Genomic DNA, 20,502 nt, shown 5'->3' with positions numbered 1-20,502 from the left:
AAGGAGACGACGTGGCCGAGAACACGGAGACCTTCCTCACCCAGGACGCCTACGACCGGCTCGCCGCCGAACTCGAGCACCTGTCGACGACGGGTCGCGAGGAGATCGCCAAGCGCATCGAGGCCGCTCGTGAGGAGGGTGACCTCAAGGAAAACGGCGGTTACCACGCCGCCAAGGACGAGCAGGGCAAGCAGGAGGCGCGTATCCGCACCCTGCAGGCGCTGCTGAAGGACGCCGTGGTGGGCGAGGCGCCCGAGTCCGACGGCACCGTCAAGGGCGGAACCGTCGTCACCGCGATCGTCGCCGGCGGCGAAGAGGTCTTCTTGCTCGGCAGCCGTGAGATCGCGGCCGGCTCCGAGCTCGACGTCTACAGCGAGGCCTCGCCGCTGGGTGCGGCGATCCTGGGCCTGGCCGAGGGTGAGAAGACCTCGTACACCGCGCCGAACGGTCGCGAGATCTCGGTCGAGATCGTCAAGGTCGAAACCTACAACGGTCAGTAGCGCGCGCGTCAGTCCTGCGCGACGCGGGGACGGAAGCCCGCCTCCTCCAGAACAGCGATGACGTGCGCTCGGTGATCCTCCCCGCGGGTCTCCACGCTGAGCTGCAGGATCACCTCGCTGATCTGCAGACCCTGCCCGTGGCGCGTATGGAGCGCTTCGATGACGTTCGCCCCGGCGATGGCGAGCAGCTCGGACACGCGCGCCAGCTGGCCCGGCCGGTCCGGTAGCGGGATCTGCAGGGTCATGTAGCGACCGGATGCCGCCAGTCCGTGCGCCACGACGCGTTGCAGCAGCAACGGGTCGATGTTGCCCCCGGAGAGGATGACGGCAGTGGGACCGCTCGCGGTGATCTTTCCCGCGAGAATGGCGGCCACGCCCACGGCGCCAGCGGGCTCGACGACCTGCTTCGCGCGCTCCAGCAGCACCAGGAGGGCCCTGGCGATGTCGTCATCGCTCACGGTGACGACCGCGTCGACGAGCTCGCTGATCACCTCGAAGGGTGCATCTCCGGGACGCGCGACCGCGATGCCGTCGGCGATGGTCGGCGTCGTCGCGACCGTCAGCGGAACGCCGGCGGCGAGCGAGGACGGGTACGCGGCGGAATTCTCGGCCTGTACCCCGATGATGCGGACGCGTCTTCCCTCGAGGGCAGCCCGCGCCTTCACGGCGGCGGCGACGCCCGCGAGCAGCCCGCCGCCGCCGATGCCGACGACGACGGTCTCGAGGTCGGGCACGCCGTCCCACAGCTCCAGCCCCAGCGTGCCCTGGCCGATGATGATGTCGGGGTGATCGTAGGGGTGGATCATGACGGCGCCGGTCCGTTCAGCGAACTCCGCCGCCAGCCGCAGGGGCGTTTCGACGGTCGCCCCCTCCAGCACGACCTCGGCACCGTAGCCCCGGGTCGCGAGCAGCTTGGGCACCGGAACACCCAGCGGCATGAAGATCGTGGCGGGGATGCCGAGCTTCTGCGCGGCCGAGGCGACGCCCTGGGCGTGGTTGCCGGCAGAAGCGGCGACCACACCGCGCGCGCGCTCCTGCGCGCTGAGACGGGACAGACGGTACGTGGCCCCGCGGATCTTGAACGAGCCGGTGCGCTGCAGGTTCTCGAGCTTGAGGGAGACGGGCGCCCCGAGCACCTCCGTGAGGTGGTCGGAGACATCGAACGGCGTCTTCACGATGACGTCGCGCAGGACGGCGGCGGCGTCCTCGAACTCCGCCAGGGTCGGGAGGGTCACGCGGGCTTCTTCCTACTGCGGGGAACGGTGCTCCAGATGAGATCGGCCCGATCGGGTGGGGCCAGGGGATCGTTCGCGCGGCGTCCGAGGTAGACGGCGACGACGTTGATGAACGCCGCCAGCGGGACGGCGAAGAGTGCACCGGGGATGCCGGCGATCATGGCACCGCCGGCGACGACGAGCACGACGGCCAGCGGGTGGACCTTGACGGCCGAGCCCATCAGCAGCGGCTGCAGCACGTGTCCCTCGAGCTGTTGGACGCCCAGGACGACCACCAGCATCCACAGCGCGATCCAGGGCCCGTTGTAGACGAGGGCGAGGAACACCGCCAGCGCACCGGTGACGATGGCGCCGACGAAAGGCACGAACGCGCCGAGGAACACGAGCACGCCGATCGGGATGGCGAGCGGAACACCGAGGAGGAAGGCGCCGAGCGCGATGCCGGTGGCGTCGATCGTCGCAACGAGCAACTGCGTGCGCGCATACGTGACGACGGTGCGCCAGCCGGCGCGGCCGGCACCGTCGACCTCGCTGCGCGCGCGTCGCGGGAACAGGCGCACGACCCAGCTCCAGATGCCACCGCCGTCGGCGAGGGTGCACAGCAGGATGAACAGAGCCAGCACCGCCCCGGTGGCGACGTGGCCGACGGTGGAACCGACCGCCAGAGCCCCCGACCAGAGCACCTCCGCCTGCTGCTGCAGGTAGCCGCCCGCCTGCACCAGCAGATCGTCGATCTGCTTCGCCGTGAGGTGGAGCGGCCCGTCGATGAGGTATTGACGGAACTGGCCGATCGCTTCCGTGGTGCGCACCTGCACGCTCGACCACTCACGGGTGATCTGCCAGATCGCCAGCCACAGCAGCCCTCCGATCACCGCAACCGTGCCGAGCACGGCCAGGACGATCGCGAGCCATCGCGGCACCCCGCGCGCCAGCATCCAGGTGAAGGCCGGCCACAGCAGCGCGGTGACGAGGATCGCCACCATGAGCGGGATCACCAGGAGCTTCAGCTGGATGACGAGCCAGATCAGGATGCCGGCCGCGATGGCGATGACCACGAACCGCCACGCATACGCCGTCGCGACTCTGAGGCCCCGAGGAAGCCCGCGGTCGATGTCGGAGGCGACCGTGCGCTCGCGCAGAGTGTCGAGGAACGACCCGCGCGGCGCGGCGCCGTGTCTGTCGTCGGTGCCGCTCATCCCGCCAGTCTAGAACTCAGAACCGTCCGCCCATTTCCTGCAGGCGGGCGATGCGATCCGGGATCGGTGGATGCGTGGCGAACAGGCGCTCCATCGCACCGGGTCGAAGCGGGTCGCTGATCCAGAGGTGAGCCATCGACGTGTTCGCCTTGGCGAGCGGTCGGCCGTACTCCCCCAGCTTGGCAAGAGCAGACGCCAGGCCGTCGGGGTCGCGGGTGGTGAGAGCACTGGTCGCATCGGCGAGGTACTCGCGCTGGCGCGAGATGGCCGCCTGGACGACCGCGGCCAGCAGGGGCGCCACGATCGCGGCGACCAGGCCGAAGATGAGGAAGAAGAGCTGGGACTGGCTGTTTCCGCCGCGCCGGCCGCCCCCGAAGAAAGCCATCCGCAAGAGGATGTCCGCCACGAGCCCCACGGCGACCACGAGACCGAACACCACGAGCGTGACGCGGATGTCGTAGTTGCGGATGTGCCCGAGCTCATGCCCGAGCACCCCCTCGAGTTCACGATCCGTCATGAGCTCGAACAGGCCCGTCGTCACCGTGATCGCCGCGCGCTCTGGCGTGCGTCCGGTCGCGAAGGCGTTAGGCGCGGCATCCTCGACGACATAGAGCCGCGGCATGGGGGTGCCCGTCGTCAGACACAGGTTCTCGACGATCCGGTAATAGCGCGGAGCCTCCTCGCGCGTCACCTCCTGAGCACCCGAGAGGGCGAGGGCCTCGCGATCGGCGACGAAATACTGCACGGTCGCGTAGCCGGCCGCACCGACGAGGACGAAAGCCGAGATCCACCAGTTGTTACCCGCGAGCCACCCCGCCGCCAGCCCGATGAGGCCCAGCACCACGATGAAGCCGGCCAGGATCAGCCAGGTGTTGCGTTTGTTGCGGGCGATCGCGGAGTACATGCCGCGCGGCCGATCAGAACTGGATGCGCGGCGGTTCGGCGATGGCGGCGCCGTCGACGACCTCGAAGAACTCCCGCTCGTGGAAGCCGAGGTTGCGCGCGAACATGTTGTTCGGGAACACCTTGATCTTCGTGTTCAGCTCACGCACGCCGCCGTTGTAGAAGCGACGGGACGCCTGGATCTTGTCCTCGGTGTCGACGATCGACTGCTGCAGCTGGAGGAAGTTCTGGCTCGCCTGCAACTGCGGATAGGCCTCGGCGACAGCGAACAGCGACTTCAGCGCCTGCTGCATGTGTCCCTCCGCCACGCCGGCTTCGGCGGGCGAGCCGGCAGTGAGGGTCTCCGCACGGGCACGGGTGACGTTCTCGAAGACCGCCTTCTCGTGCGCCGCATAGCCCTTGACCGTCTCGATGAGGTTGGGCAGCAGATCAGCGCGCCGTTTCAACTGCACCGTGATATCGCTCCACGCCTCGTCGACGCGCACACCGAGTGCGACCAACGAGTTGTACGTCGCCCAGAGATAGATTCCGGCGATCACCACCAGAGCGACGACGATCAGGACCGGGATCAGCCATTCCATACGACTCCCATCGACTGAGGCTCATCCTATCGGCGCGAGCGCACTCGTCGTCCGCCCCTGGGAGCACTCCCAGCGGTTCCCCATCTGGGAGTGTGCGCGGCGAGCCCTCACGTGCCGAGCACGCGGTCCAGATAGTCGTTTCGGAACATGCGCGTCGGATCGAGGCGGTCACGCAGCGCCAGGAAGTCGTCGAATCGCGGGTAGCGCCCGCGAAGCGCCTCTGCGTCGAGCGTGTGCAGCTTTCCCCAGTGCGGCCGGCCGCCGTGGACCCGCATGATCTCCTCGACGGCGGCGAAATAGGCACGGTGGTCCGCGCGCCAGTACCGGTGCACCGCGATGTATCCGCTGTCGCGCGCGAACGCGGTGGAGAGCCACCGATCGTCGGCGGGCGCCACCCGGACCTCGATCGGAAACTCGATTCGCCATCCTGACTGTTCGACCAGCTCGCGCACCTCTTGGAACGCCACGGCGAGCTCGTCCAGCGGCACGGCGTACTCCATCTCGCGGAAGCGCACGCTGCGCTCCGTGGTGAAGACGCGGTGCGACGCGTCGGAGAAACGCCGGTCGCCCCACACTCGGGCTGACAACCTGTTGATCGCCGGCACCAGCGGCGGAGCGACCCGCCCGGCGCTGCACACCAGTTGGTGCACGCCGTTGCCCACGATCCGCTCGTCGACGATCCGCGACAGCGGCGACAGCGGCGCCGTGGGCGCGTCGCCCGGCATCCGAGTGTTCGTCTTGGTCAAGGCGACATCGGTGTGCGGAAACCAGTAGAACTCGAAGTGGTCGACATCGCGGACGCGAGCATCGAGCGCGCCCACGACGAGATCCAGTCTCTCGGGCTGCTCCTGCGCGTCCAACACGAACGCGGGCACGCATTGCAGCGTCACATCGACGAGGATGCCGAGGGCCCCGAGACCGAGTGCGACGGCGGGCAGGAGTTCGGGCTCGTTCTCCTCGTCTACGGTCAGCAGCTCGCCATCGGCCGTGACGAGGGTCGCGGCCACGACCTGGGTCGCCAGGCCCCCGAAGCCGAGCCCGGTGCCATGCGTGCCCGTCGACAGGGCGCCGGCGATGGACTGACGGTCGATGTCGCCGAGGTTGGCCATGGCGAGGCCGTGAGGAGCCAGAAGCGTCGGAATGCGATGCAGTCGGGTACCGGCCAGGAGCCGCACACGCCCCCGCTCGCGATCGACGGCGACGACACCGCTGAGGTCGCTCAGATCCAGCAGGGTTCCCGGAGCCGCCGCGATTCCCGTGAAGCTGTGTCCCGCTCCCACGGCCTTGAGTGCGCGCCCGCGAGCGCCGGCGGCGCGAACGGAACGGCGCACCGCCTCGATCGTCGTGGGGTACTCGACCAGCTGCGGGCGCACACTCTCGGTACGCGCCCAGTTCTGCCATGTGCCGCCGGGTCGTGTCACAGGAAGCTCTTCCCTTCGCCGCGGTACGTGGCGGCCTCGCCGACGAGGTTCTCGCCGAGTGTGAGGTGGTAGCGATCCACCCGCTCGGCCAGCTCGCCGCTCTTCGCGTGGCGGAACCATACGCGGTCCCCGACGCGAAGCCGGCGCGCCGACTCACCCTGCAGGGGTGTCTGCACCTCCCCTGCGCCCTCCCGCCCGAGGGTCTTCAGCCCGGACGGCCACACCGGGCGTGGCTGGCGGGAGGCGACCGGCGGTCCCGACGCGATCCATCCCCCGCCCAGCACGACGGCGATGTCGTCCAGCGGCTTGCGGACGACCTCGAGGGCGAAGGCCGCGGCCGGCGCCGGCGCGAAGGCGCGGTAGCCGTCGAAGAGGTGACCGGCGAGCAGCCCGCTGCCGGCTGTGGTCTCGGTCACGGCCGGATCGGCCGCCGTGAACTCGAGGGAGCCGGTCCCGCCGCCGTTGACGAACTCCAACTCCGTGATCTCACGCAGCCCCGCCACGATCGCCCCGCGGCGCGCGACGAGCTCTTCGCGTGACCGGTGCTGCATCCAGCGGATGACGCCGTCGCCGGAGCCGGTGTGGTCCGGCTGGCCGGCGATCTGCGCCTCGTACATCATCAGCCCGACCAGATCGAATCCGGGGCGAGCGAGGATCGAGCGCGCGAGCCGCAGGACTTCCGTCGGTTCGTGCACGGGCGAGCGTCGCACGCCGATGTGACCCAGCACGGGTGCCCGCCACGACGCATCCGCATCGATCGCGACTCGGATGCGTGCGCGAGAGGCGGGAGCGGCGACGGCATCCACCGCATCCAGCTGGGCGGGGTCGTCGACCATGAGCGTGATGCGACGCGCGAGATCGTCGTCGTGGACGAGGCGCTGCAGCGCGGCGCGGTCGACGCTGGGATAGCCGAGCACGATGTCGTCATGATCGCGCGCGAGCCAGATCGCCTCGGGAAGCGTGAATGCGAGGATGCCGCGGTAGCCCGGGATCGCGAGGGTGGCGTCCAACACCTCTCGCACGCGGATCGACTTGCTGGCCACGCGAATCGGCACGCCCGCGGAGCGCACCACGAGATCCATCGCGTTGAACCGAAGCGCATCGAGGTCGATCGAGGCGACGGGTCCGGACACCGCCGAGACGGCGGTCGATCGTGCCGTCCAGAACGCGGCCGGATCATCCCAGTCCCGGCCGCGATGGGGGCGAAGGCTCAGGAGGTCCAGGCTCATCGGTTCGGGCTCCTTCGCTCGTGAGGGCACCAGCCTAGATGACACGCGGTGTCATCGGCAGTGGAACTCATCGATATTCTCGATGCGTGACCTTGCTGATGAAGCTGACCGTGGGTGCACTGTGGCTCACCGCCGGCGCCACGCGCCGAGACCTCTCGAGTGCGGAGTATCTGTCCCGGGTCGATCCGCATCGCACGTTCGCGCCCGTGCCCAAGGATGCCGGTGCCTTCGGACGCCTGACCGAAGGCGCGATCGGCGGGTCGACGGTTCTGCGCTGGCAGCCGCGCGACCACGTCGCCGGGCGCGAGTTGATCTATCTGCCGGGCGGCGGGTTCGTGAACCCTCTGGTCAGCCAGCACTGGTGGATCATCCAGCGGATCATGACGGCCACGCAAGCCGCCATCACCATCGCCCCCTACCCGCTGACGCCGGAGCACACGGTCGATGATGCGCAGGCGTTCATCGACGCTGTCTACGACGACGTCGCCGGACGCCCCAGCACCACTTCTCTCTTCGTCGCAGGAGACTCCGCCGGCGGCAATGTCGCCGCGACGCTCGCCCTCCGAGTCCGCGACGGCGACCGGCGCCCCCTGGACGGCCTGATTCTGCTGTCGCCGTGGGTGGATCCCACGATGCGCACGCCGGGCGCATGGCAGCGCGAGCGCCGAGACCCCACGCTGCGCTGCGCGGGTCTGCGCGCGGCCGCGGAGGCATGGTCGGGAACGCGGGATCTCCACGATCCCCAGATCAGCCCGATCGACGATTCCTTGGCTGGCCTGGCACCCCTCCTCGTCTTCCAGGGCGCGCGCGACGTCTTCCACGACGATGCGGTGGCGTTCGTCGAGAAGGCCCGCGCCGCCGGCACCTCTGCGCGCGCCGTGATCGCTGAGGACGGCTTCCACGTCTATCCGGGCGCCTACTGGACCCGCGAGGCGCGGGAAGCGTACGAACTCATCGGCCGCTTCGTCGCAGACCCGAGCGGTGTCGTGGGCTGACACCTCCCGCCGGCAGTACCGCCGGTGGGACTCGAACCCACACTGAAGCGATTGCGCGTATATATAGCGTCCGCGTGATTCCGGGGAATCGACCGCGTGATTCCGGGGTGCGGACCACGAGGTTCGTTGCGGGCGACCGGAGCGCGTCGAGGTCGACGGCGGCAACAGGTCCCGACACCACCGAAACGGCAGCCGAGCGTTCGGCCAGCGTGCCGCTGGCTCCGACCACAGCGGCTCGGGACAGATCCAGCAGGGCAATAATCATCGGGATCGGGATTCTTCGCGCCTCAAGAAATCCATCTCGTGACACGCGGTGTCATCGCCGATGATCCTCGGACCGCATCGGTGACGTCATCGTGCTGCTGACTCTTGAGGCAACGTCGCTTCAGTCAGCTGCTTGCGCGTCCTTTGCGCGAAGCGGTGCGCCGGGCGCTCCACGACATAGTAGAACACCACGGCCACGAGCAATGAGACGAGAACCCCGGCAGCCGCGGAGAGTACACCCGGTTTAAGCACGAAGAGAAACAGAACGACGATAGGCATGTGAACGAGGTACAGGCTATACGACGCTCTGCCGAGAAAACGGAACGGGGGCATCGACAGAACACGCGAAAGTGGGGACCACATCTGCACGACGACGATGAGGAGAGTGATAGCAGCGAGCGTGATGGGAACGGTGACCGCTCGACTCCACTCGCCGAGGCTCGGACCAAGGAGGTAGTACGCCAGCATTCCTGCGCAACCGACCACCAAGGCGGCAGCGCCGAAGATGGCTCCCCCAAACCTTTTCGCGAACGCCGGTTCGACATGTTTGACAACACGATTCCAGTGTGTCGCCAGCACCACGCCGATAAGGAACATAGGCAAATACGAAGCTGAAGCCACGTTCAGCTTCCAACCCAGAACACACAGGATCAGTCCCGACACGAGACTAAGCACGGGCCAGCGACGACCCACGAGCAGATATAGAGGCAAAGCCAACGAGAAGATGACCTCCCATTGCAACGACCAAAGGACTCCGAGTGACGTGGATGTGCCACCGACGAGGAGAAGGTCTTGAAGCACGAGCGGAGGAGGATAGCTGGTCGGCAGAAGCTGATCCATGGTCGGTGTGAGAACGTGCGGATACGTGTACGTCAACCATGCGAGCACGATCGCGGCGGCAACCGGTAAATACAGACGCAAGACCCGGCTCGGATAGTAAGACTGCCAGGAGAAGAGAGTGGTCTGCGCCAACCGAGTCAGCACGAACCCTGAAAGGACGAAGAAGAGCCACACGGACTCGCCGCCGAGCCAGAACAGATGCAATGGAGAGTACGCCAAAAGTTGTGGCAACACGCCGTCCACCGGGCGCAACTGGATCGCCGCGGTGAGTTGATCGGAGTTGAGAGCGAGTGCGTGATATAGAAGGACGGATAGCGCGGCCATCCCTCGCAATGAGTCGAGCTCAAACCTTCGGCGCATCGTCATGTCCTTTCACGCAGACGGCATTGCAAGATCAGTCGGTGCGGCGGGTAGATCTGAAGTGGAGACATCTCTCACAGCACCGCGCTGGAAACACGTCGCGCTCCTCGGCCGAGTGTCCGCGTACCCCCGGTGGGACTCGAACCCACACTGAAGCGATACGGGGCGGGGTTTACTCTACGTTCCATTACCCCGAGAAGTAGACACTCGCCAGAGCAGTGCAAACCTCAGGAAACCAGTCAAAACGGAGAGTAAACAGCGGATCAGAAACGGGACAGGATGTCGGCCTTCTTCGCCGCGAACTCATCCTCCGTCAGAATCCCCGCATCACGCAGAGAAGCAAGCTGCTGCAACTGCGCAGCCAAGTCAGGCACCGCCGGGGTAGGGGTCGGAGCGGCCGCAGGAGACTCCACAGCGACCGAATACGTCTGCGACGGGTGAGTACCCGAAGCGAGCTGCATCAGCACCTCACGGACCTGCTCCGCCTCCTTGTGAGCGATGCGCATCTCGATCGTGTTGCCCGACGTGATCACATGGACCTTCGTCTGCAACCCCAACCCACGCTTCGTCGTGACCGACATGATCGACTTCACCGGGATCACCTCAGTCGACTGCTTCCGCGTCACACCCGTCGCCAGATACGACATGCCCGCAGTCATCACAGCCATCCCCGCCTTCGCCCCCGTCGACAGGAGACCCTTCCGATCCCACTCCACCCGATCCGGCCACACGCTCACACGCGCGTTCTTCCCATCGATGTGGGACACGAAGGACAGCAGCGGAACGGACTTCCCATCCCCTGCGCTCAGATCAGCAGCGACCTCATCACTCATGCTCGGATACTAGCGGAGCACGTCAATCCGCCGGATCTCCCGGTGAGCGGTGATCGGGTCGTACGCCTGCCCCTCGATCGACGTCGCCGCGCGCATCAACAGCTGGCAGTATCGCGCTGCCGTGATGCCGAGCTCTCGGCGGATCATCCCCTCAACCTCACCCCGGATGTCGGGATGAGCGGCTGCGAAGTCGAGCAGCTGCGCGGTTGTCGGTGTGGGCATGGGGATAGTCTGCGCCTGCCCTCCGACACGACGAGTACGCTCCCGCCCATGGAGGACTACCTCGCCGAGCCGCGCTGCCCCGAGTGCGGAACAGTGATGCACCGTGGATGGTCCGAGTACGTGTGTCGCGGGTGCGGCCACGTGGACCCGTCGCCGTGGGCTGACAGGCCGGCCGGCGCGGACCAGCTACCCGGCATCCGCGGCGGTTGATGTCCGCGGCCGGATCTACGCTCCCCGCATGTCCCGCTCAGGCCTCGACCCCGACACCGCTCTCGACGTGCTGCTCTCCGCAATCTGCGGCCGGCACCGATACGCCACGGATGCTACGGCTGTCGTCGACGAGCTGCACCGTGTCGCCGGCGCCCGTACCGACATCCTCGCCCGCGTCGCCGGATCGTGGGTCGGTTTCTACGGTGACGACCACACCCGCACGCTCTGCAAGGCACTCCTCGAGATCCCTGGCGCGCTCGACTGGGTCGGCGACGGTCGCGCGCGACGCGACGCCGGCTCGCACGGTGCGCCGATGGTGCGACCGTAGGCTGGTGAGCATGCTGACCGGCCTCATCCGACCCGTGGAGACCCGCACCATCACCGTCGAAGGCGACTCCCTCGCCGACGTCCACGCCAAACTCACCGCGCAGGTCCCCGCTGGGTGGGAGCTCACCGCCGCACCCGTCTCTATGGTGAAGGGCTCCACGCTCATCAAGGCCACCGGGACGATGGAGCGCCGCGACGGTGTCCGGGAGATCGAAGCCGACACCATGGGCCAGGTCGAAGCTCTCGTGCCCGATGGGTGGCGACTGCTCAGCGTGCGAGCGTACTGAACACCTGGTAGCTTCCTCACCCACCCTGGTGGGGGAAGGAGGGAAGAAGCCCATGAATACGATTCGTCTTAATGCAGCTCGTCGACGCTGGCAGATAATCTGCGATGCACCCGACGACGCATATACGGCTCGTCAGAGCATGGACGCGTTGATCGAACTCGACCGTGCGGAACGTCTGTACTGATGAAAAGCAGAACAGCCCCCGGCCGACCCGTGAGGGCCAGCCGGGGGCTGTTCTATGGATGGAGCAGCGGTGACACTCGTGACATGCCCGTAACCGGCGGTTCGCTACGCTTTGCGAGGACCCCACTCCCCCCAAGGTCTGAGACGAGGAACCTCTATGACGTCTGGGCTAGCCACATACCCGCGGGTCGGACACCGCAAGACATCTTCCAAGTCCCCGACATTCCGGCGCGACATTCAGGGTCTCCGCGCGATCGCGGTGCTGGTCGTATTTCTCGACCATATGCTCGGATGGCCGTCTGGCGGCTTCGTTGGCGTTGACATGTTCTTTGTGATCTCTGGCTTCGTGATCACGGGAACACTGCTCAGGGAGTACACGCGGAGCGGGCACATATCGGCAGGGGGCTTCTACGCGAGGCGCGTGAAGCGCATCATGCCGGCGGCCACTCTGGTGCTCGCCGTCACCGTCATTGTCGCTTTCCTCGTCTTCACCGCGCAGCGCGCAGCATCGGTGCTTTGGGACTCGGTCGCGGCGTTCTTCTTCGTGTCCAACTGGCGGTTCGCTGCGGTCGGGACGGACTACTTCCAGCAAGGTGGCGCTGTCTCTCCCCTGCAGCACTACTGGTCTCTCTCCGTCGAGGAACAGTTCTACTTCGTATGGCCCTGGCTCCTGCTCGGACTCCTAGTGATTTTCGCTCGCGGCGCCCGCCAAACAGACCGCGTAACGCGCATCGTGGCGGGCACAACAATCACAGCAGTGTCAGCAGCATCGTTCTATTGGGCCATTCTCCAATCCGTCTCTTCTCCGACCGCGGCCTACTTCTCGACGCTGACACGAGGATGGGAGCTTGGCCTCGGTGCGCTCCTGGCGATCATCGCCCCGCTATTCATGCGGATCCATGGCGCAGTCAGAACCGTCTTCGCTTACGTAGGCATCGCCGGGATGGTCGCGTCTTGCTTCGTGATCACTCCGACCACCGTGTGGCCAGCGCCATGGGCACTCCTGCCGACGTTGTCGACTGCCCTGGTCATCGCATCAGGAATCGGCACCGAAGCGCGCTTCATCTGGCCGATCACCAACCCGATCGCGGTCTACGTCGGAGACATCTCCTACAGCCTCTACCTCTGGCACTTCCCGGTAATCGTCTTCGGGAAAGCGCTGTTCCCAGATGCTGGAATAGTCGTCAACTTCGGCATCGCGATCGCGGGCTTCGGCCTTGCGGCGGCTGCGTACCACGCCATCGAGAAGCCGATCTGGAAATCGCCGCTATGGAGCGACAACGGCGGCAGACGCGCTTGGCGCGATTGGCGTCACGAGTTTGCTCCCCAAGCGCGCAGCGGAGCGCTCATTGGTCTCGGCATAGCGACGTTCACTCTCGTCGCACTCGCACTCGCACCAACTCTCGCCCCTGCCCGCCCCGCCCCATACATCGCCGCGACCGACAGTTTCGGTCCTTCACCGTCTGCCACACAACTGAATGCAAGACAGTCCGTCGAGCGTGAGGTGGCCGAAGCGACCGCGTTGACATCCTGGCCAAAGCTGACTCCATCGATCGAACAAATCGGCCCCGGATCAAAGGTCGCACCGTGGGTATCAGACGGATGCCTGACCTTTGAGAGAAACACATCCGACGATCCCGCCACGAAAGCCGCACAGTGCGTTTACGGAGATCCAAACGCACCAAAGAAGATCGTGCTCTGGGGAGACTCAGTCGGGATCTCGTGGACCCCGGCGCTGCAGACGGCTGTCGCCTCCGGAGGCTGGTCGATCCATCTCCTGACAGCGCGCGAGTGCCCCGTCAGCGACGTGGAAGTGACCGGTGCGGGCGGCGCGCCCTACCCCGAGTGCGACACGTATCGCGAGTTCGCCATCAACACCATCCGTGACCTCGCACCCGACTTGCTCATCACCGCGCAGGCATCAACCACGATCGAACGACTCGCCTCAGGAGGAGACGCGACCAGTATCCGAGACGGGTACATCACTTCGCTTCAGAAGGTCAGTGACAGCGTTGGGAGCGTCGTCGCCCTCGGAGCGCCACCACCTACTCAAGCGATTGAGAATTGCTACACCAGCGCTGGTCGCCCATCCGACTGCATGGGCGGGATTGAGCAACGTCACGCCGCGGTCTCCCAGGCTCTCGCGAGCCTCGGCCAGAGCTTCGGAGAAAAGGTGAAGTACGTGAACACCGATGACCTCTTCTGCTCCGGAGAGCAATGCCCCGTTGAGGCCGCCGGCATCATCATGCGGGCTGACACAGCCCACCTCACCCAGGAGTACTCAGAGCACCTCGGTCCTGCCATCGGAGAGATCATCGGCATCGCAAGCCCGAACACCTGATCGAACGCGAAAGAGCCCCCGGACCGACGCGAACGCCGACCCGGGGGCTCTGATCATGCGGCTCCGGCGTACCGGGCCACTTCGTACCACTGCGACGAGATGAAAGCGAACACGAGCACCGTTCCCAGAGGAGCTGCGTAACTCGAACCACCAGCCATGCGCAGCGTGTTCGTGCCAGATGCGGAGTGCACGAACGTCGTGTTCGCGTCCCGAACAACCACCTTCACTTCGCGCATCTCGCTCGCGTTCGCGTTCGCGTCGACCATCGTCGCCACCGACGTCGCAGTGGTGTTCGCGGTGACGAACCTATCTCCGAACGCGACGCTCGGGTTCGGTGAGTTCGGCAGCAGACGCCCATCGATGCGCACACCAGACGCTGGCTCACTGATGAAGATGTCGTCGTTCGACAGACTCGCAAACAACGCCCAGAGAGTCGCTGCGAGCCTGACTGCCCGGCTGGACGCCGCGGGAGCGATGATGCGAAGGTTCGCGTGATTCGACTCGAGGTTCGTGTTGTTGCCGTGCAGGGTGTTGGGGCCGATCCAGTACAGGTTGCAGGTGCCCTCGACGTAGAGACCCGACTGAGCGCAGGACGTGACCGAGTTTCCTTCGATGCGGAGAGCGACAGCGTAGGTCGCGTGGATTCCAACGCCCCCGCACATCGTCACCATGTTGCTGGCGATGACGATGTCAGAGTGCAGATGTCCGACGTCCGTCCACGTCACGTTCCCATCGGTGATGGTGTCGCCAGTGCTGGTTTCACCCCATCCCGTGGGAACACCGGATGCGGTGGTGAACGGTGACACGGTGGCGGTGAGCTTGTAGATGCGGCCGCCGGCTGTCGCACGCGTGCCGATCGTCGTCGTGCCGTAGCCGAACCCTGCGCGACGGTACTGCCAGGGTGGTGTCGCCTGTTCACTGATGGGGTTGCCCATGTACACGTAGATCCCGTTGACGGTGCAGCGTGAGACCGTGTTTCCCGTGATCGTGATCGAGTGGCAGTGGTAGTGGGACTGTCCACCGTCACCGTTCACCACGATGCCGTGCCGGCAATCGGTGACCACGTTTCCGATGACGATTGCGTCCTCGGTGGAACCGATCTCGATGCCGTAACCGGGTGAGTCGTGCACGATGTTGTTCGACACGATGGCACGACCGAAGACGGTATCCAGGCTCATCGCATGCGCCGAGGTGCCTACAGCGCCCGTGCTGTCGATCGTGTTTCCGACCATCGATACGCCGTAGGAGTGCCGCCCGTTGGTGATCCCGGGACAGTCGGCTCGGCGTTGGCCGTGCTTCTCCACGAGGCACCCGCGGACACTCGCGACGTCGACCCCACCCTGGATGAGAATGCCGTGCCCACCCGTGTTGGTGGTGCGACAGTTCCTCACGGTGACGTTCTTGGTGACGTTCAAGCGGTTCACGTCGCCGATGAGACCGATGCCCATGTAGTCGAATCCGTCGACCCAGACATCCTCGATCAAGATGTTGCTGTAGCCGCCGCCCGGGACACCCCAGACACCGCAGTTCTGGTCGGCCTGGTAGAGGTCACGGTGACCCACGAGCTTGACCTTGCTCAGTGTGAAGCCGTCCACGCCTGCGCCGATCTGCACCAGCCCGGGCGTACCTGTGATGTTGCGCGTGAGGTGGATGGTGGTCAGGGCACCCCGACCGTGCAGATGCACGCCGGATTTCGCGATCAGCGACGACATGTCCATCTGGAAGTCGCCGCTACCGAGATCGATCTCGCCGCCGCCGGCCGCACTGACCATCGCGATGAGTCCGTTTAGCGCCCCTCGGAAGAGAGACGAGCCAGGCAGGACGCCGTGCTTCTGCGCCTGATAGACCTTCGCGTCCTGCGGAACGAATGTGGCGCCTAGTACACCCGAGGACGCAGATTCCGGGTCTGCGAGGACGGTCGCGAACGCACCATCGGTCGTGTCGATGCCCGCGTTGATCGAAGCCGACGCGGCGAGGACAGATGCGACCTCATCGGCGGCCATCGTCGACCAGCCCAACGCAGCCCACGAGGACACACCGTCGCCGACCTTCAGCCGCTTCACGGTCGTGTCGAACCCGAACTCACCCGCAGCGAGGATCGGGTTCGCAGCAGCCCAGTTCGCGGACGTGTCCTTCCGGGCGGTGATCTGCGCGACGGTCATCAGTCCCCCTTCAGATCACGACGCAGCAGACCGCTGGTGTCGCGCGGGACGTTCGGCGTCGTCACGATCAAGCCGAACCCGCCCGACAGCAGCGACACGACACCGTTGACGAACCCGACCGCACGCGTCGGGATGTCGGTGCCGAACGCGAGCTCGGGGAAGAACGCGAAGAGCAGCGCTCCGACACCGGCGAGGAGGCTGATGAGGTACAGGGCGACACCGATGCGTCGGCGCGTGTTCGGGTTCGAGACGACGACGTTCGGGGTGATCTCGGTCGGGGTGGTCATGGCTGCTCCTTCTTGCGGATGGGATCTGTGGTGTCGTCGATGTCGGGCCACGGGCCCGGATCGGTGCCCGCTTCGATCGCGAGGCGACGCATCTTCGCGACCTGCTCCTGCCACTGGCGTCGGGCGCGTGCTTCGGCGTCCGCGCGTGCCTCGTGGAGGTCGGCTTCCTTCTGCGCTTCACGCATCTGCGCGAGCGCGTAGTCACGCTGCGCAACGATGTCGTCACGGCGCTTCTGTTCCTTGCCGGATACGCCCTTGCGGGCGAGGGTGATCACGCCGACGATCTCCCGGATCGTCGCGCCGATCCCGCCGGCGAACAGCACCCCGACGAGCGTCGCGATCCAGTTCATGTCAGCCATGCGCGCTCCTATCGGTGACGGTTGACGAAGTTCGTCGTTCGCCTCCGGAGCGCATCGGCCACCCGGTGTCGGAAGTCGTGAGCATCAGGGTCGGTTGCGAAGATCTGCAACTCCGCCCACCGGCGTGCCATCGTGCACATCGCGACGAGCACGAGAGCTGCGGCGACGGCGGCAGTGACCGAGGAGAACGCGTACCGTCCGAGCACGACGAAGTAGATGAAGATGCCGAAGAACGCTGCCACCGTCGCCGGCACCTCAACGAACCAGTACCGGCTCAGACGCCCCACGAACCCGACGCCGCCCCCGGCGAGCAGCAGAGACGCCCACAGGCCGATGAGCCACTCGAACCCCTGCAGCTCGTCAACGATCGTCGCCGGCGTGCTCACGAGGGCGTACACGCCTCCCGCCAGCACCGCTGCGTACACGGTGAGGTCGATGATGCGGATGGCCGCTTCGATGCGTCGCCGGCGAGCGGTTTCCACGGGATGCCGGTCCATCACGAGATCTTCGACAGGACGCCGCTGATCAGCAGATCCATCTCCGCGACCGACATGCCACCAGCCTTCGACACGTCACCACCGGCGATCTGCCACCGCATCCACCGGTTCAGGAGGTCAGCGGTCTGCCCGTTCAGGGCAACGCGGCCTCGAGGGCCGATCGCGACCTGCTGCTTCTGCCCGGGCGCGTCGAGGTTGTAGATGATGCTGATGTTCGGCATGGGGAGGACTCCTGTCGGCTCCGGTTCGGGCTGTATCTGCGGCGTGAAGGGGCGGGATGTGTCCGCCGACGTCCCCGCCAGGACGGAGCGGATGATGATGGCCGGGTCGGTGAACGCGTCGAGCGTCCGATAGCCGGGCACGAACGAGTACGCCGCAGTCGGGTTCGTCGTGACCACCAGGTGCAGGTGACGACCCGTCCACGCGCTCCCGGGGAAGTCGGGCGAGATCGCGGGGAGCGTCTTGGGGCCGTTCGCTGCCCGCCCCACGCGCTCACCCTGCGCGAGCTCGGACCCCACCGTGGGGAGGTGGTCGTTGGCGATGTGGCAGTAGAAGTAGTAGTTGCCGTCCGTGCCGAGCACCACGACAACCCACGCCATCGTGCCCGTGAGGACGAGCGCGGCCACCCGCCCCGGCCACAGGGTGGGGATGTCCTCCCCGTTCCCGGCGAGGATGTCCATGCCGATGTGCCGGCCGGGCACGATCGTGTACGCGTCTCCCTGGGCTCCGAACGGCAGCGACCAGTACCGTTCGGCGTAGAAGTCGAGGACGTTCTGCGGTGCGCTCATCAGTCACCTCACATCGGGATCGGCATGTTGAACTTCACGGTCCCGCCCGTGCGGCCCGACGGGGGCACCAGCGCCGAGACGACACCCGCCGGCGTCACCGACAGGGGGACGATCTGCGACGGTGAGGGGCCCATCGTCGCCTGCACGACGCACTCGAACTCCGGCCGTGAGCCCACGGGCAGCGTCATCAGCACGTCGGAGTGGCTGAGCGTCCCCGTGGACTTCGAGAAGTCGATCGCGCCGAGCAGGAACCCCGCCCGCTTGAACAGGGTGTTCGAGCCGAGCGTGAACCCCGCACCCGCGGTCGGGGCGACGGATGTGCCCACCGCCGTCGGCAGTGACCCCACAGCGACACCCTGCGGTGCGGAGTCCGTCACCAGGTACAGGCGGCCCGTGTCCGTCTCCGAGATCAGCCAGCCGGTCTCCACGTCCCCCGGCGCCAGACTCGTCCGCTCAGCGGCCGTCAGCTTCAGCAGACCACCGATCTTCTGCGCGTAGTCGACGATCGCCTGAAAGTCCCCCGCGGGTCCCGGGTTCGTCGCATCATCGTTCAGGGTCGGCTTGCCGGTGTCGTCGAGCGTGTACCCCATCGGGCTACCTCCAGGTGATCTTGACCGCGCCGGACATCCCGTCAGCGGTCAGCGAAGCGAACTTGTTGAACCCGCCATGCACCAGGCCGAAGCCGAGGGCCGATCCGCCGGCCTTCAGCGCAGCGAACATCGCCGCAGCGAACGGCGGCGTCTGCCACCCGTCACCGTCGGGATGCCACCCGCCGAGGCCGGTGAACGAGGGGATGCCGGACTTCCCCGACAGGCCGTGCAATGCCCAGTACGGTGCGTCGCCGTACCGCTGGGTGCGGTTGATGTAGATCTGCAGGCTGTCGTAGGTCGCGGCCGCGGGGATCGTGTCGCGGATCGGCGTACCGAAGAACCACGCGCCGACGTTGTTGTCCGCGGCCCACACTTCCGCCTGCCACCAGTCAGCCCGGTAGTCGTGCGTGGTGCCCGCGTCGATCGCGCGGAAGATCGCCGACTGCACACCGCCACCGCCACCGCCCGGGTTCGGCGGCACATCAGGCTCATCCGGCGAGGTTGACAGCTTCGTGCACCACGGTCCCGGCCATGAGAGCCCGACCGTGTCCCCCGAGGACAACGCAGCACCGTCCACGAACGGCATTGCCATGAAGTCGCCGTAGTCGGTGGTCACGTTGACGAGATCGCCCGTGACCGTCGCGACAGTACCGAACCCTGGCCGTGGACCAGCGACCGCAGTGAGGATCAGGTTCGTGTCCACACCGTTCTTGATCGAGTCGACCCAGACGGCGTCACCGATCGACGGGGTGACACCAGCCCACCGGACAGGGAACCGTTGGCCGCCCATGTCGACGGTGGCGAAATCCCGGTCCCCGCCGACGAACACCCCGATCCTGCGGTTGAAGCTCGTCAGCTTCGCGAGCTGCTCAAGGATCGCATCGATGTCATCCGGCATCGGGCACCTCCACCGTCGTCGTCGTCACCCCGCCCGCATGTCGGATCGCGGCTACCCGGACCGCGCCGTCCTCGAACGTGCGGACGTCGCCGAGCTCGACGAGAGGGTTGAATCGTTCCTCGATCTCCCTGGTCACGCCCCGCAGGCGGGACACGCGGTCCAGGAGGGTGCGGGCGGCGGCGTTCACCGCGGACTGCGTGTCGAGGAAACCACCCGACTGCCGGTACAGGGACCGCCCGTACGGTGACGGTGTGCCGTCCGTGTTCGCGACTCGTAGGAACCCGTCCGTGACCTCCGCGTACCCGTACAGGGGCGTGTTGTCGGCGGCTTTCCCCTCGACGACGACCCGGTTGTACGTCTTCGACGAGTCCATGCTCACCGGGGCGGACACGACCGCACCGATCTGATCCACCGGTGCTGGCCACGCTTTCGGACGCGCCGTCAGCAGCCCGGACGCGTCGACCTGCGGCCACGCCTCGAGCAGATCGAACAGCTTGGAGAGCACATCGGATGAGTCACCCTCGTGCACCGTCCCGGCCGGGAGGGTCTGATCGGGAAGGTTACGGATCACCGGCATCCCCGACACCGACTGGATCTCCTGCCACACCGACGATGAGCCGGCGGCCGTCGGGAACGGGAACCCATCCCGCGTGACCCGCAGCAGCGGATCCTTCAGGTTCAGGCCGAACGTCTCCCCGACCGTCACCATGCGTCCGTCGAACGGGAGCGTCCGGCCCTGCGCGTCGGTGACCGCTTCGATCACGAACCGGCCCACCGGGACACGCTCCGAGAACACGCCGGCACCGAGGATCACATCGATCTGCAGTTCCGCGCCGAACGGGCTGAACACGTCGCCGAGGCGTTGCGGGATCATCGACCGGCCGTGATCGTCGGCCCACACGATCTGCACCTTGCCGGCCCCGGCGACGAACTGCCCCGCATCCCACGACAGGTCAGGCCGCTCGATCATGAGGCCCGGGATACGCCGATCCTG

At 66.5% G+C, this 20,502-nt stretch carries 22 protein-coding genes; 5 read left to right on the top strand and 17 right to left on the bottom strand.

The window, feature by feature from the left end; translation table 11 throughout:
* Nucleotides 1-11: 11 nt before the first annotated feature.
* Nucleotides 12-500, top strand: coding sequence for a transcription elongation factor GreA (gene greA / locus CEP17_RS03095; RefSeq protein WP_005052563.1), 489 nt, complete (start codon nt 12-14; stop codon nt 498-500).
* An 8-nt stretch (nt 501-508) separates the two neighbouring features.
* Here the strand turns inward: greA and ilvA are convergent, their stop codons facing one another.
* The 6 genes from ilvA to CEP17_RS03065 form a co-directional block, all read right to left on the bottom strand.
* Complete coding sequence (gene ilvA / locus CEP17_RS03090; RefSeq protein ID WP_112931234.1) at nt 509-1,735, bottom strand: threonine ammonia-lyase; 1,227 nt, start codon at nt 1,733-1,735, stop codon at nt 509-511.
* The gene (locus CEP17_RS03085) at nt 1,732-2,931 is read right to left on the bottom strand and encodes an AI-2E family transporter (RefSeq protein ID WP_112931233.1); all 1,200 of its coding nucleotides are present in this window, start codon (nt 2,929-2,931) and stop codon (nt 1,732-1,734) included. The genes ilvA and CEP17_RS03085 overlap by 4 nt, the downstream gene beginning before the upstream one ends.
* A 16-nt stretch (nt 2,932-2,947) precedes the next feature.
* A complete protein-coding gene (locus CEP17_RS03080) occupies nt 2,948-3,835 on the bottom strand; it encodes a M48 family metalloprotease (RefSeq protein ID WP_112931232.1) in 888 nt (295 codons plus the stop codon).
* A gap of 13 nt (nt 3,836-3,848) precedes the next feature.
* Entirely contained in the window at nt 3,849-4,415 is a 567-nt protein-coding gene (locus tag CEP17_RS03075; protein ID WP_005052555.1) for a LemA family protein, read from the bottom strand.
* A gap of 107 nt (nt 4,416-4,522) precedes the next feature.
* Complete coding sequence (locus tag CEP17_RS03070; RefSeq protein WP_112931231.1) at nt 4,523-5,836, bottom strand: D-arabinono-1,4-lactone oxidase; 1,314 nt, start codon at nt 5,834-5,836, stop codon at nt 4,523-4,525.
* On the bottom strand, nt 5,833-7,065 hold the full coding sequence (locus tag CEP17_RS03065) for an alanine racemase (RefSeq protein WP_112931230.1): 1,233 nt from the start codon (nt 7,063-7,065) through the stop codon (nt 5,833-5,835). The genes CEP17_RS03070 and CEP17_RS03065 overlap by 4 nt, the downstream gene beginning before the upstream one ends.
* Nucleotides 7,066-7,151: 86 nt before the next feature.
* On the opposite strand from CEP17_RS03065, the gene CEP17_RS03060 reads away from it, so the two are divergent.
* Nucleotides 7,152-8,060, top strand: coding sequence for an alpha/beta hydrolase (locus CEP17_RS03060; protein WP_162722405.1), 909 nt, complete (start codon nt 7,152-7,154; stop codon nt 8,058-8,060).
* A 351-nt stretch (nt 8,061-8,411) separates the two neighbouring features.
* On the opposite strand, the gene CEP17_RS03055 is transcribed toward CEP17_RS03060, so the two are convergent.
* The 3 genes from CEP17_RS03055 to CEP17_RS03045 form a co-directional block, all read right to left on the bottom strand.
* Complete coding sequence (locus CEP17_RS03055) at nt 8,412-9,530, bottom strand: acyltransferase (protein ID WP_112931228.1); 1,119 nt, start codon at nt 9,528-9,530, stop codon at nt 8,412-8,414.
* Nucleotides 9,531-9,787: 257 nt separating this feature from the next.
* Nucleotides 9,788-10,357 carry an SHOCT domain-containing protein gene (locus tag CEP17_RS15210; protein ID WP_239498570.1) on the bottom strand — a complete coding sequence of 190 codons (570 nt, stop codon included), beginning with the start codon at nt 10,355-10,357 and terminating at the stop codon, nt 9,788-9,790.
* 9 nt (nt 10,358-10,366) lie between these two features.
* Nucleotides 10,367-10,579, bottom strand: coding sequence for a DUF3263 domain-containing protein (locus tag CEP17_RS03045; RefSeq protein WP_112931227.1), 213 nt, complete (start codon nt 10,577-10,579; stop codon nt 10,367-10,369).
* A gap of 238 nt (nt 10,580-10,817) precedes the next feature.
* Here CEP17_RS03045 and CEP17_RS03040 point away from each other — a divergent pair, with 238 nt between their 5' ends.
* The 3 genes from CEP17_RS03040 (at nt 10,818) to CEP17_RS03030 (ending at nt 13,927) form a co-directional block, all read left to right on the top strand.
* Nucleotides 10,818-11,117: a hypothetical protein gene (locus CEP17_RS03040; protein ID WP_112931226.1), complete on the top strand. Its 300-nt coding sequence runs from the start codon at nt 10,818-10,820 to the stop codon at nt 11,115-11,117.
* 10 nt (nt 11,118-11,127) lie between these two features.
* Complete coding sequence (locus CEP17_RS03035) at nt 11,128-11,403, top strand: hypothetical protein (protein ID WP_112931225.1); 276 nt, start codon at nt 11,128-11,130, stop codon at nt 11,401-11,403.
* A 340-nt stretch (nt 11,404-11,743) separates the two neighbouring features.
* The gene (locus tag CEP17_RS03030) at nt 11,744-13,927 is read left to right on the top strand and encodes an acyltransferase family protein (RefSeq protein WP_112931224.1); all 2,184 of its coding nucleotides are present in this window, start codon (nt 11,744-11,746) and stop codon (nt 13,925-13,927) included.
* A 53-nt stretch (nt 13,928-13,980) separates the two neighbouring features.
* On the opposite strand, the gene CEP17_RS03025 is transcribed toward CEP17_RS03030, so the two are convergent.
* Genes CEP17_RS03025 through CEP17_RS02990 form a run of 8 tightly spaced genes read right to left on the bottom strand, consistent with a single transcriptional unit; the run spans nt 13,981 to nt 20,478 of the window.
* Nucleotides 13,981-16,089, bottom strand: a complete 2,109-nt coding sequence (locus CEP17_RS03025; protein WP_112931223.1) for a right-handed parallel beta-helix repeat-containing protein — start codon at nt 16,087-16,089, stop codon at nt 13,981-13,983.
* Nucleotides 16,089-16,376, bottom strand: coding sequence for a hypothetical protein (locus tag CEP17_RS03020; protein ID WP_112931222.1), 288 nt, complete (start codon nt 16,374-16,376; stop codon nt 16,089-16,091). Before CEP17_RS03020 ends, CEP17_RS03025 begins: the two co-directional genes overlap by 1 nt.
* Entirely contained in the window at nt 16,373-16,735 is a 363-nt protein-coding gene (locus CEP17_RS03015; protein WP_112931221.1) for a hypothetical protein, read from the bottom strand. The genes CEP17_RS03020 and CEP17_RS03015 overlap by 4 nt, the downstream gene beginning before the upstream one ends.
* 8 nt (nt 16,736-16,743) lie before the next feature.
* The gene (locus CEP17_RS03010) at nt 16,744-17,232 is read right to left on the bottom strand and encodes a hypothetical protein (protein ID WP_112931220.1); all 489 of its coding nucleotides are present in this window, start codon (nt 17,230-17,232) and stop codon (nt 16,744-16,746) included.
* Nucleotides 17,232-18,020, bottom strand: a complete 789-nt coding sequence (locus tag CEP17_RS03005; protein ID WP_112931219.1) for a M23 family metallopeptidase — start codon at nt 18,018-18,020, stop codon at nt 17,232-17,234. Before CEP17_RS03005 ends, CEP17_RS03010 begins: the two co-directional genes overlap by 1 nt.
* 8 nt (nt 18,021-18,028) lie before the next feature.
* Nucleotides 18,029-18,610 (bottom strand): hypothetical protein, encoded by a 582-nt coding sequence (locus CEP17_RS03000; RefSeq protein ID WP_112931218.1) that lies wholly within the window; start codon nt 18,608-18,610, stop codon nt 18,029-18,031.
* A gap of 4 nt (nt 18,611-18,614) precedes the next feature.
* Nucleotides 18,615-19,508 carry a hypothetical protein gene (locus CEP17_RS02995; protein WP_112931217.1) on the bottom strand — a complete coding sequence of 298 codons (894 nt, stop codon included), beginning with the start codon at nt 19,506-19,508 and terminating at the stop codon, nt 18,615-18,617.
* Nucleotides 19,498-20,478 (bottom strand): hypothetical protein, encoded by a 981-nt coding sequence (locus tag CEP17_RS02990; protein ID WP_162722404.1) that lies wholly within the window; start codon nt 20,476-20,478, stop codon nt 19,498-19,500. Before CEP17_RS02990 ends, CEP17_RS02995 begins: the two co-directional genes overlap by 11 nt.
* Between the last annotated feature and the right edge of the window lie 24 nt (nt 20,479-20,502).

The organism is Microbacterium sp. PM5 (assembly GCF_003293595.1).
Lineage (GTDB): Bacteria > Actinomycetota > Actinomycetes > Actinomycetales > Microbacteriaceae > Microbacterium.
Note: the sequence above shows the minus strand (reverse complement) of the source record. Positions and strands in the feature narration are given on the sequence as shown.

Bases quoted from the DNA above. Each gene is read 5' to 3' on its own strand.
- CEP17_RS03085 (WP_112931233.1), bottom strand. From the start codon at position 2,931: ATGAGCGGCACCGACGACAGACACGGCGCCGCGCCGCGCGGGTCGTTC.
- CEP17_RS03065 (WP_112931230.1), bottom strand. From the start codon at position 7,065: ATGAGCCTGGACCTCCTGAGCCTTCGCCCCCATCGCGGCCGGGACTGG.
- CEP17_RS15210 (WP_239498570.1), bottom strand. From the start codon at position 10,357: ATGAGTGATGAGGTCGCTGCTGATCTGAGCGCAGGGGATGGGAAGTCC.
- CEP17_RS03080 (WP_112931232.1), bottom strand. From the start codon at position 3,835: ATGTACTCCGCGATCGCCCGCAACAAACGCAACACCTGGCTGATCCTG.
- CEP17_RS03045 (WP_112931227.1), bottom strand. From the start codon at position 10,579: ATGCCCACACCGACAACCGCGCAGCTGCTCGACTTCGCAGCCGCTCAT.
- CEP17_RS03020 (WP_112931222.1), bottom strand. From the start codon at position 16,376: ATGACCACCCCGACCGAGATCACCCCGAACGTCGTCGTCTCGAACCCG.
- CEP17_RS03010 (WP_112931220.1), bottom strand. From the start codon at position 17,232: ATGGACCGGCATCCCGTGGAAACCGCTCGCCGGCGACGCATCGAAGCG.
- CEP17_RS03055 (WP_112931228.1), bottom strand. From the start codon at position 9,530: ATGACGATGCGCCGAAGGTTTGAGCTCGACTCATTGCGAGGGATGGCC.
- CEP17_RS03040 (WP_112931226.1), top strand. From the start codon at position 10,818: ATGTCCCGCTCAGGCCTCGACCCCGACACCGCTCTCGACGTGCTGCTC.
- CEP17_RS03075 (WP_005052555.1), bottom strand. From the start codon at position 4,415: ATGGAATGGCTGATCCCGGTCCTGATCGTCGTCGCTCTGGTGGTGATC.
- CEP17_RS03025 (WP_112931223.1), bottom strand. From the start codon at position 16,089: ATGACCGTCGCGCAGATCACCGCCCGGAAGGACACGTCCGCGAACTGG.
- CEP17_RS03000 (WP_112931218.1), bottom strand. From the start codon at position 18,610: ATGGGGTACACGCTCGACGACACCGGCAAGCCGACCCTGAACGATGAT.
- CEP17_RS03030 (WP_112931224.1), top strand. From the start codon at position 11,744: ATGACGTCTGGGCTAGCCACATACCCGCGGGTCGGACACCGCAAGACA.
- CEP17_RS02995 (WP_112931217.1), bottom strand. From the start codon at position 19,508: ATGCCGGATGACATCGATGCGATCCTTGAGCAGCTCGCGAAGCTGACG.
- CEP17_RS02990 (WP_162722404.1), bottom strand. From the start codon at position 20,478: ATGATCGAGCGGCCTGACCTGTCGTGGGATGCGGGGCAGTTCGTCGCC.
- CEP17_RS03015 (WP_112931221.1), bottom strand. From the start codon at position 16,735: ATGGCTGACATGAACTGGATCGCGACGCTCGTCGGGGTGCTGTTCGCC.
- CEP17_RS03035 (WP_112931225.1), top strand. From the start codon at position 11,128: ATGCTGACCGGCCTCATCCGACCCGTGGAGACCCGCACCATCACCGTC.
- CEP17_RS03005 (WP_112931219.1), bottom strand. From the start codon at position 18,020: ATGAGCGCACCGCAGAACGTCCTCGACTTCTACGCCGAACGGTACTGG.